The 9,312-nt window shown below is 59.9% G+C and carries 6 protein-coding genes; all 6 read left to right on the forward strand.

The features are described from left to right. Positions 1-206: 206 nt before the first annotated feature. The 6 genes from mreC to tldD all read left to right on the forward strand — a co-directional run bounded on the left by mreC (position 207) and on the right by tldD (position 9,163). Positions 207-1,241, forward strand: a complete 1,035-nt coding sequence (mreC, locus tag F3J36_RS23775; protein WP_021508152.1) for a rod shape-determining protein MreC — start codon at positions 207-209, stop codon at positions 1,239-1,241. After that, positions 1,238-1,726: a rod shape-determining protein MreD gene (mreD, locus tag F3J36_RS23780; RefSeq protein ID WP_031279826.1), complete on the forward strand. Its 489-nt coding sequence runs from the start codon at positions 1,238-1,240 to the stop codon at positions 1,724-1,726. Before mreC ends, mreD begins: the two co-directional genes overlap by 4 nt. 8 nt (positions 1,727-1,734) lie before the next feature. Further along, the gene (locus tag F3J36_RS23785; RefSeq protein ID WP_166720758.1) at positions 1,735-2,328 is read left to right on the forward strand and encodes a nucleoside triphosphate pyrophosphatase; all 594 of its coding nucleotides are present in this window, start codon (positions 1,735-1,737) and stop codon (positions 2,326-2,328) included. After that, positions 2,318-3,787: a ribonuclease G gene (gene rng / locus F3J36_RS23790; protein WP_021508149.1), complete on the forward strand. Its 1,470-nt coding sequence runs from the start codon at positions 2,318-2,320 to the stop codon at positions 3,785-3,787. The genes F3J36_RS23785 and rng overlap by 11 nt, the downstream gene beginning before the upstream one ends. A 47-nt stretch (positions 3,788-3,834) precedes the next feature. Next, positions 3,835-7,653: an AsmA2 domain-containing protein YhdP gene (yhdP, locus tag F3J36_RS23795; RefSeq protein WP_166720760.1), complete on the forward strand. Its 3,819-nt coding sequence runs from the start codon at positions 3,835-3,837 to the stop codon at positions 7,651-7,653. A gap of 64 nt (positions 7,654-7,717) precedes the next feature. Beyond that, on the forward strand, positions 7,718-9,163 hold the full coding sequence (gene tldD, locus F3J36_RS23800; protein WP_136545551.1) for a metalloprotease TldD: 1,446 nt from the start codon (positions 7,718-7,720) through the stop codon (positions 9,161-9,163). Positions 9,164-9,312: the final 149 nt, after the last annotated feature.

The raw sequence follows: 9,312 nt of genomic DNA on the forward strand, positions 1-9,312 counted from the left end.
GCACAACGGCAGGACGATGACCATCGCATGCCGCACGGCAGCCTCAGCAGCAGGCACCGGGCGCAGCGGCACAACATCGTCACTGCGGTTTGCAGGATGCGGGGTAACTGGCGACGCTGCGCACGACGGCGTATAGCGTCCAGCCCTGGAGGCGTGAGTGCTGACACTCACGCTTCTTCCCTGATGTCGAGGAATTCGCAGAATTTATGAAGCCGATTTTTAGCAGGGGACCTTCCCTGCAGTTGCGCCTGTTTCTGGCCGTGATTGTGGCTATCGCGATTATTGTCGCCGATAGCCGGATCAGCACGTTCTCCCAGATCCGCAACTACCTGGACACGTCGGTCAGTCCATTTTACTTCCTGGCCAACGGGCCACGACAGCTTCTTGACGGCGTTTCCGAAACGCTGGCCTCGCGCCAGCAGCTGGAGCTGGAAAACAAAGCGCTGCGCCGTGAGCTCTTCCTGAAAAACAGTGACCTGCTGATGCTGGGGCAATACAAGCAGGAAAACGCGCGTCTGCGCGAGCTGCTCGGCTCGCCGCTGCGTCAGGATGAGCACAAAATGGTGACCCAGGTGATCTCCACCGGCACCGATCCTTACACCGATCAGGTGATCATCGATAAAGGCAGCGTCAACGGCGTGTATGAAGGCCAGCCGGTGATCAGCGATAAAGGCGTGGTCGGCCAGGTGGTGGCGGTAGGGCAGATGACCAGCCGCGTGCTGCTGATCTGCGATGCCTCGCACGCCCTGCCGATTCAGGTGCTGCGTAACGATATTCGCGTCATCGCCGCCGGTAACGGCTGCAGCGAAGATCTGCAACTGGAGCATCTGCCGGGCAATACGGATATTCGCGTCGGTGATGTGCTGGTGACGTCAGGCCTGGGCGGACGCTTCCCGGAAGGGTATCCGGTCGGCGTGGTGTCGTCAGTGAAAGTGGATACACAGCGTGCCTATACCGTGATTCAGGCGCGTCCGACCGCCGGTCTGCAGCGTCTGCGCTACCTGCTGCTGCTGTGGGGGGCGGATAAGAATGGCGACATGCCGATGGCACCGGACGAAGTGCATCGCGTGGCCAACGAACGCCTGATGCAGATGATGCCGCAGGTGCTGCCGCCCGCGGGCGAAATGGGGCCGCCGGCACCCGCCATGATGCAGCAAAATCAGCAGATGGGGCCGCCGCAGCCCGCCGCCAGCAGCCGTTCGCAGGGTAATCCGGCGAACTCGCGCGGAGGCCAGCCTTGAGTCGATATCGCAGCCAGGGGCGTTGGGTGATCTGGCTGTCCTTCCTTGTTGCGCTTATCCTGCAAATCATGCCGTGGCCGGATCAGATTTACATGTTCCGGCCATCGTGGCTATTGCTGATCCTGATCTACTGGGTGCTGGCGCTGCCGCACCGGGTCAACGTGGGCACCGGCTTTTTCCTTGGCGCCATTATGGATTTGGTCGCCGGCTCAACGCTGGGCGTGCGTGCGCTGGCGTTCAGCATTATCGCCTATCTGGTGGCCTTTAAATTTCAGCTATTCCGCAATCTGGCGTTGTGGCAGCAGGCATTAATGGTTATGGTGCTGTCGCTGGCGGTTGATGTGATTGTTTTCTGGGCAGAATTTCTGGTCATCAACGTCTCCTTCCGCCCGGAAATCTTCTGGAGTAGCGTGGTCGACGGTATCCTGTGGCCCTGGCTATTCTTACTGATGAGAAAGATTCGCCGTCAGTTTGCTGTGCAATAAGGAATACAATGATAACCCTCTACCTGGCTTCCGGCTCACCGCGTCGGCGCGAGCTGTTAACGCAGCTTGGCCTGCAGTTTGAGCGCCTGATTACCGATGTTGAAGAACAGCGTCAGCCGGGCGAAGCGGCGGAGTCTTATGTGCGGCGTCTGGCCAGCGATAAGGCGCGGGCCGGCGTGCGGATAGCACCGCAGGATCTGCCGGTGCTGGGCGCTGACACCATCGTGGTGCTGAATGGCGAAGTGCTGGAGAAACCGCGTGATGCGGCGCATGCCGCGCAGATGCTGGGTAAACTGGCCGGGCAAACCCATCAGGTCATGACGGCCGTGGCGCTGGCCGATGCGCAGGGCGAGCTGGATTGCCTGGTGACCACAGACGTGACATTCCGCACTATCACGGTAGAGGAAATTTCGCACTATATCGCCAGCGGCGAGCCGATGGATAAAGCCGGCGCGTACGGAATTCAGGGCCTGGGCGGCAACTTTGTGCGCCGCATCAATGGAAGTTATCACGCCGTAGTGGGATTGCCGCTGGTGGAAACCAGCGAACTGCTGAGCCATTTTCAGTCGCTGCGTGCGTTAAGGGGACAAGATGACGGCTGAACTGCTGGTAAATGTGACACCTTCTGAAACCCGTGTTGCCTATATTGACGGCGGCATTCTGCAGGAAATCCATATTGAGCGCGAAGCGCGGCGCGGTATTGTCGGCAATATCTACAAAGGGCGCGTCAGTCGGGTACTGCCGGGCATGCAGGCGGCATTTGTCGATATCGGGATGGACAAAGCGGCCTTTCTGCACGCCTCGGACATCATGCCGCACACCGAATGCGTGGCGGGTGATGAGAAGAAGAACTTTATCGTGCGCGATATCGCCGAGCTGGTGCGTCAGGGACAGGATTTAATGGTGCAGGTGGTGAAAGATCCGCTCGGCACCAAAGGCGCCCGCCTCACCACCGATATTACGCTGCCGTCGCGCTACCTGGTCTTTATGCCGGGGGCTTCGCACGTGGGCGTCTCACAGCGCATTGAAAGCGAAGCCGAACGTGAGCGGCTGAAAGCGGTGGTTGCCGCTTACTGTGACGATCTCGGCGGCTTTATTATTCGTACCGCCGCAGAAGGCATTGGCGCAGAAGAGCTGGCGCAGGACGCGGCATTTTTAAAGCGCCTGTGGACCAAAGTCAGCGAGCGTAAGAAGCGCAACCAGACGCGCTGCCTGCTGTACGGCGAGCTGGCTCTGGCGCAGCGCGTGCTGCGCGATTTCGCCGGCGCAGCGCTGGATCGCATCCGCGTCGATTCGCGCCTGACCTGCGATCTGCTGGTGGAATTTACCAGCGAATATATTCCGGAGATGGCCAGCAAGCTGGAGCTGTACAACGGCAAGCAGCCGATTTTCGATCTCTATGATGTGGAGAACGAGATTCAGCGTTCGCTGGAGCGCAAGGTGGAACTGAAATCTGGCGGTTACCTGATTATCGACCAGACCGAAGCCATGACCACGGTGGACATTAACACCGGTGCGTTTGTCGGCCACCGCAACCTCGACGAAACCATTTTTAATACTAATATCGAAGCCACGCAGGCGATTGCGCGCCAGCTGCGGCTGCGTAATCTCGGCGGCATTATCATCATCGACTTTATCGACATGAATAATGACGATCATCGCCGGCGCGTGCTGCACTCGCTGGAGAGCGCGCTGAGCAAAGATCGCGTCAAAACCAGCATCAACGGCTTCTCCGCGCTGGGGCTGGTCGAGATGACGCGCAAACGCACGCGCGAAAGCATTGAGCACGTGCTGTGTGCCGATTGCCCGGTGTGCCAGGGACGCGGTTCGCTGAAGACGGTGGAGACCGTGTGCTATGAAATCATGCGTGAAATCGTCCGCGTCCATCACGCTTACGACTCCGACAGCTTCCTGGTGTACGTGTCGCCCGCAGTGGGTGAAGCGCTGAAAAGCGATGAGTCGCACGCGCTGGCCGAAGTGGAAATTTTTGTCGGCAAGCAGGTCAAAGTACAGGTTGAACCGCTCTACACGCAGGAGCAGTTTGACGTTGTCATGATGTAAGTCGTGAGGTTGAACGCCGTAACCCAACGGAAAGCAAGGAGAGGTGTGTGAGGCGGTTGCCGGGGATTTTGTTACTGCTGCTCGCCGCAATCATCGTCATTGTGGCGCTACTGGTCAGCGGGCTGCGCCTTGTGATGCCGCATCTCAACAGCTATCGCGGCGAGGTGCTGCACACCCTTTCGCGCGTCAGCGGCGTCACCATCGATGCCAGTGAAATTCAGGGAAAATGGGAGAATTTTGGCCCGACCCTGCAGGTGCGCGATCTGCGTATCGACATGGATAAAGATGGCGAGCTGCAGATTGGCCGCGTTACGCTGGCGCTCAATGTGTGGCAGTCGCTGCTGCACTGGCGCTGGCAGTTTCGCGATCTCACCTTCTGGCAGCTGCGGCTGGCAACCAACCGTCCGTTGCTCACCAGCGACGAGCAAAAAAACAGCTTCAAACCGGCCCAAATCAACGATCTGTTCTTACGCCAGTTTGACCATTTCGATCTGCGTGACAGCAGCATCCGTTTTCTCACGCCTTCCGGCCAGCATGCCGAACTGGCGATTCCCCGCCTTACCTGGCTGAACGAAGACAACCGCCATCGCGCCGAAGGCGAAGTGAGCCTGTCCAGCTTCACCGGCCAGCACGGCGTGGTGCAGGTACGGCTCGATCTTAACGATACCAACGGGTTACTCAACGACGGCCGTATCTGGATGCAGGCCGATGACGTGGACGTGCGCCCGTGGATTGGCCGCTGGCTGCGTGATAATACCAGCCTGCAAAGCGCGCGTTTCAGCCTGGCCGCGTGGGTCAATCTGCGCGACGGTGAGGTGTATGCAGGCGATCTGCTGCTGAGCAAAGGCGGCGCGCGCTGGCGCGGCGAGCAGGGCGATCATCAGCTGCAGGTGGATGGCCTGACCGCGCATCTGGCGCGCTACCAGAATGGCTGGAGCCTGACGGTGCCGCAAACCCGGCTGATGACTGACGGCGTGGCCTGGGATGCCGGCCATATCGCCCTGCTGTGGAAGCCGGAAGATAAACAGATGATCGGCGCGAACAGTGCAGCGGAAGTGCGGGTGCGTGCCACCCGTCTTGATCTGCAGCGTCTGGCACCGCTGGTGCCGCTGTTTGCGCCGCTCTCACCTACGCTGCTGGACAACTGGCGGGCGCTGCAGCCGCGCGGCTATATCGACGCGCTGGCGCTGGATATTCCGCTGGCGCAGCCGGAGCAGACGCGTTTGCAGGCGCGCTGGCGCGATCTGGCGTGGCAGCACTGGCAGCTTTTGCCGGGCATCAGCAATCTGAGCGGCAGCGCCAGCGGCAGTCTGAACCACGGCCAGCTGGATGTGCAGATGGGCCAGGCGGAAGTGCCGTACGGCGATATGTTCCAGGCGCCGTTACAGATTCAGCAGGTCACCGGCAGGATTAACTGGCTGCGCGATGGCAACGGCCTGACGCTGGATGGCCAGCAGCTGGACGTGCAGGCACGTTCGCTATGGGCGCGCGGCGATTTCCGCTATCAGCAAAATGTCGGTAAAGCGCCGCGCCTCGATATTCTTGCCGGGATTCGCGTCACCGATGCCGGTGATGCGTGGCGCTACTTCCCCGAGCCGCTGATGGGCCACGATCTGACGCAGTATCTCAGCGAAGCGGTCAAAGGCGGCCAGGTGGAGAATGCCACGCTGCTGTTTGCCGGCGATCCGCGTCTGTTCCCGTTCAAACACCACGACGGCATGTTTGAAGTGGCCGTGCCGGTGCGCAATGCTACCTTCCAGTTCCAGCCAGGCTGGCCGGCGCTGCAAAACCTCGATATCGACCTCGATTTTATCAACGACGGTCTGTGGATGAAGGCGGCGCAAACCCGGCTGGGCGCGGTGGACGCGCGCAACGTCAGTGCGGTAATCCCGGATTACCTGAAAGAGAAGCTGATCATTGACGGTGATTTGAGCGGCGAAGGTAAAGATATCGCCGACTATCTCGCCCGCACGCCGCTCAAATCCACGCTGGGTGCGGCGCTGGAGCAGCTGCAGATTGGCGGCAACGTGCGTGGTTCGCTCAACCTGGATATTCCGCTGGATGGGGAACTGGTGCACGCCAGCGGCAACGTGGTGCTGAATAACAACAGCCTGCACATTAAGCCGCTCAACACCACGCTGAAAAATCTGACCGGACGTTTCCGCTACAACAACGGGAACCTGGAGAGTGAAGAGCTGCAGGCCAACTGGTTCGGTCAGCCCACCGGCGTGCGTTTCAGCACCACGGAAAATCCCGATGATTTTGGCGTTAACGTCAAACTGCTGGGCGACTGGCAGCCGGCGAAACTGGCCATGCTGCCCGCCAGCGTGAGCAGTAAGCTGGGCGGCAGTCTGGCGTGGCAGGGCAATGTCGACATCACGCTGCCGCATCAGGGTGGGGCGCGCTACAAGGTTGATATCAACGGTGACGGCAAGACAGTGAGCAGTCACTTACCTCCACCGCTGGATAAAGAAGCCGGTGAGGCACTGCCTATCGCCATTAATGCCAGCGGCGATTTGCACAGTTTTAACCTCAGCGGCAGCGTGCGTGAGCACCATCGCTTTAACAGCCGCTGGCTGCTGGAGCCGCAGCTGCGCGTCGATCGCGGTATCTGGCTGAATGATGCCAAAAGCACGCCGGCGCTACCGGATCGGCGCGGGATGGTGCTTAATCTGCCGGCGCTGGACGGCGAAGCCTGGCTGGGGCTGATGACCGGCGCGACGGGTTCACGCAATGCGCAGGGCGAGACGGACATCGGCGGCGCACTGCTGCCGGGCGATGTGACGTTGCGCACCCCGACCCTGACGCTCGGCGGCCAGCAGTGGCACGATGTTAATGCCACGGTGACCCAGGGCGTGGGCGGCAGCACGCAGCTGCAGCTGGAGAGCCGCGAAGCGCGCGGCAGCCTGCGAACCGCACAACACGCGCCGTGGCAAATCGACCTGAGCTATCTTTATTACAATCCGCAATGGAGTGAAGACGAAGCGGGCAAGGCCTCCTCGCCGTTCAGCGGGGACAGCGGTATTGATTTCCGCAGCTGGCCAGCGCTGCAGCTCAACTGCGCTGAGTGCTGGCTGCGCGGGCAGAAGTTCGGCCACATTCAGGCCAGGCTCCAGCCGCAGGGAGAGACGTTAGCACTCACTAACGGCAGCGTCGACACCGGCAGCTCGAAGCTCAATGTCGCGGGTGAATGGGTGAACAAAGCGGGCGAGCAGCGCACCTCGCTAAAAGGCAGCCTGAGCGGCAAAAATATCAATGATGCCACCAACTGGTTTGGCATGAACACGCCGCTGCGCGATGCGCCGTTTAAAATTGATTATGACTTGCACTGGCGCTCCGCACCGTGGCAGCCTTCAGAAAAGACGCTGAGCGGCACGCTGAAAACCCATTTCGGCAAAGGGCAGATTGCGGATGTGAACACCGGTCGTGCCGGACAGTTGTTGCGGCTGGTGAGCTTCGATGCCCTGCTGCGTAAGCTGCGCTTCGATTTTAGCGATACCTTTAATGAAGGTTTCTGGTTTGATTCGATCAACGGCACGGCGTGGATTGAAAACGGCGTGATGCGCACCGATAACCTGCTGGTGGATGGCCTCGAAGCGGATATCGCCATGCAGGGCAAAATAGATCTGGTGCAGCGGCAAATCGACATGGAAGCGGTGGTGGCACCGGAGATCGGCGCCTCGGTTGGCGTGGCCACCGCGTTTGTAATTAACCCGGTGGTCGGCGCGGCGGTTTTTGCCGCCAGCAAGGTGCTGGCACCGTTGTGGAATAAGATTTCGCTGCTGCGCTATCACATCAGCGGACCGCTGGATAAGCCGGAAATCAATGAAGTGCTGCGCAAACCGCGCGAAGCCGATAAGAAGTGAATTTGACGCCGTCGGGGAATTGCCGCAGGCTATGACTATCCGAGCACATAATGAGTGAGAAACGATGACTCTGAATCTGGTAAGTGAGCAGTTACTAGCTGCGAACAGCATTAATCAGCAGGACCTTTTTTCCCTGTTAGGGCAGCTTTCAGAACGTCGTCTGGACTATGCCGATCTCTATTTTCAGTCCAGCTTCCATGAATCCTGGGTGCTGGAAGACAAAATCATTAAAGATGGCTCTTATCACATCGACCAGGGCGTGGGCGTCCGCGCGGTAAGCGGGGAGAAAACCGGTTTTGCCTACGCCGATCAAATCAGCCTCAATGCCCTGCGCCAGTCGTCCGAAGCGGCGCGCAGTATTGTGCGCGAGCAGGGCAATGGCAAAGCGCACGCGCTCTCTGCGGTGCTTAACCGTTCGCTGTACGCCCCGGTCAATCCGCTGGACAGCCTGACGCGCGAAGACAAAATCGCGCTGCTGCACCGGGTTGATAAAGTGGCACGCGCCGCCGATCCGCGCGTGCAGGAAGTGAATGCCAGCCTGAGCGGCGTCTACGAGCAGGTGCTGGTCGCCGCCACCGACGGTACGCTGGCGGCGGATATTCGTCCGCTGGTGCGCCTGTCCATTAGCGTTCAGGTCGAAGATCAAGGTAAACGTGAGCGCGGCGCCAGCGGCGGCGGTGCGCGTACCGGCTACGAATTCTTCCTTGCCGATGAGAGCGGTGATGTACGGGCCGATGCCTGGGCGCGCGAAGCGGTGCGCATGGCGCTGGTTAACCTGTCCGCCGTCGCGGCGCCAGCCGGTACGCTGCCGGTGGTGCTGGGTGCGGGCTGGCCAGGCGTGCTGCTGCACGAAGCGGTGGGCCACGGTCTGGAAGGGGATTTCAACCGCCGCGAGACTTCCGTCTTCAGCGGTAAGATGGGCCAGCTGGTGGCGTCCGAACTCTGCACCGTGGTTGACGACGGTACCCTTCAAGGGCTGCGTGGTTCGCTGGCGGTGGATGATGAAGGCGTGCCGGGACAGTACAACGTGCTGATCGAAAACGGCGTGCTGAAAGGCTATATGCAGGACAAGCTCAATGCGCGTCTGATGGGCGTGCCGCCTACCGGAAACGGGCGTCGTGAATCCTATGCACACCTGCCGATGCCGCGCATGACCAACACCTATATGCTGGCGGGCAAATCGACGCCGCAGGAGATCATTGAGAGTGTGGAGTATGGTCTGTATGCCCCTAACTTTGGCGGCGGCCAGGTCGATATCACCTCCGGCAAGTTTGTGTTCTCGACCTCCGAGGCTTATCTGATCGAGAACGGCAAAGTCACCAAACCGGTGAAAGGCGCGACGCTGATCGGCTCCGGCATTGAGGCGATGCAGCAGATTTCCATGGTCGGGAACGATCTGGCGCTGGATAAAGGCGTCGGCGTGTGCGGTAAAGAGGGCCAGAGCGTGCCGGTCGGCGTAGGTCAGCCCACGCTGAAGCTGGATAAAATTACCGTGGGCGGAACGGCTTAAGGTTCATGCTGGTGCGCATCAGGGTACAAACCGGCCACATGGGTAACACTTTAGACCGGGCACATGGGTAACAGTTATAAACGGCATAGCAGAGGAGACTCACTATGCCCTGGACTGAGACTGTTACCATGCAACGCCTTGAATTCATC

This window comes from Pantoea sp. Cy-640, from assembly GCF_011752635.1.
Taxonomy (GTDB): Bacteria; Pseudomonadota; Gammaproteobacteria; order Enterobacterales; family Enterobacteriaceae; genus Pantoea; species Pantoea dispersa.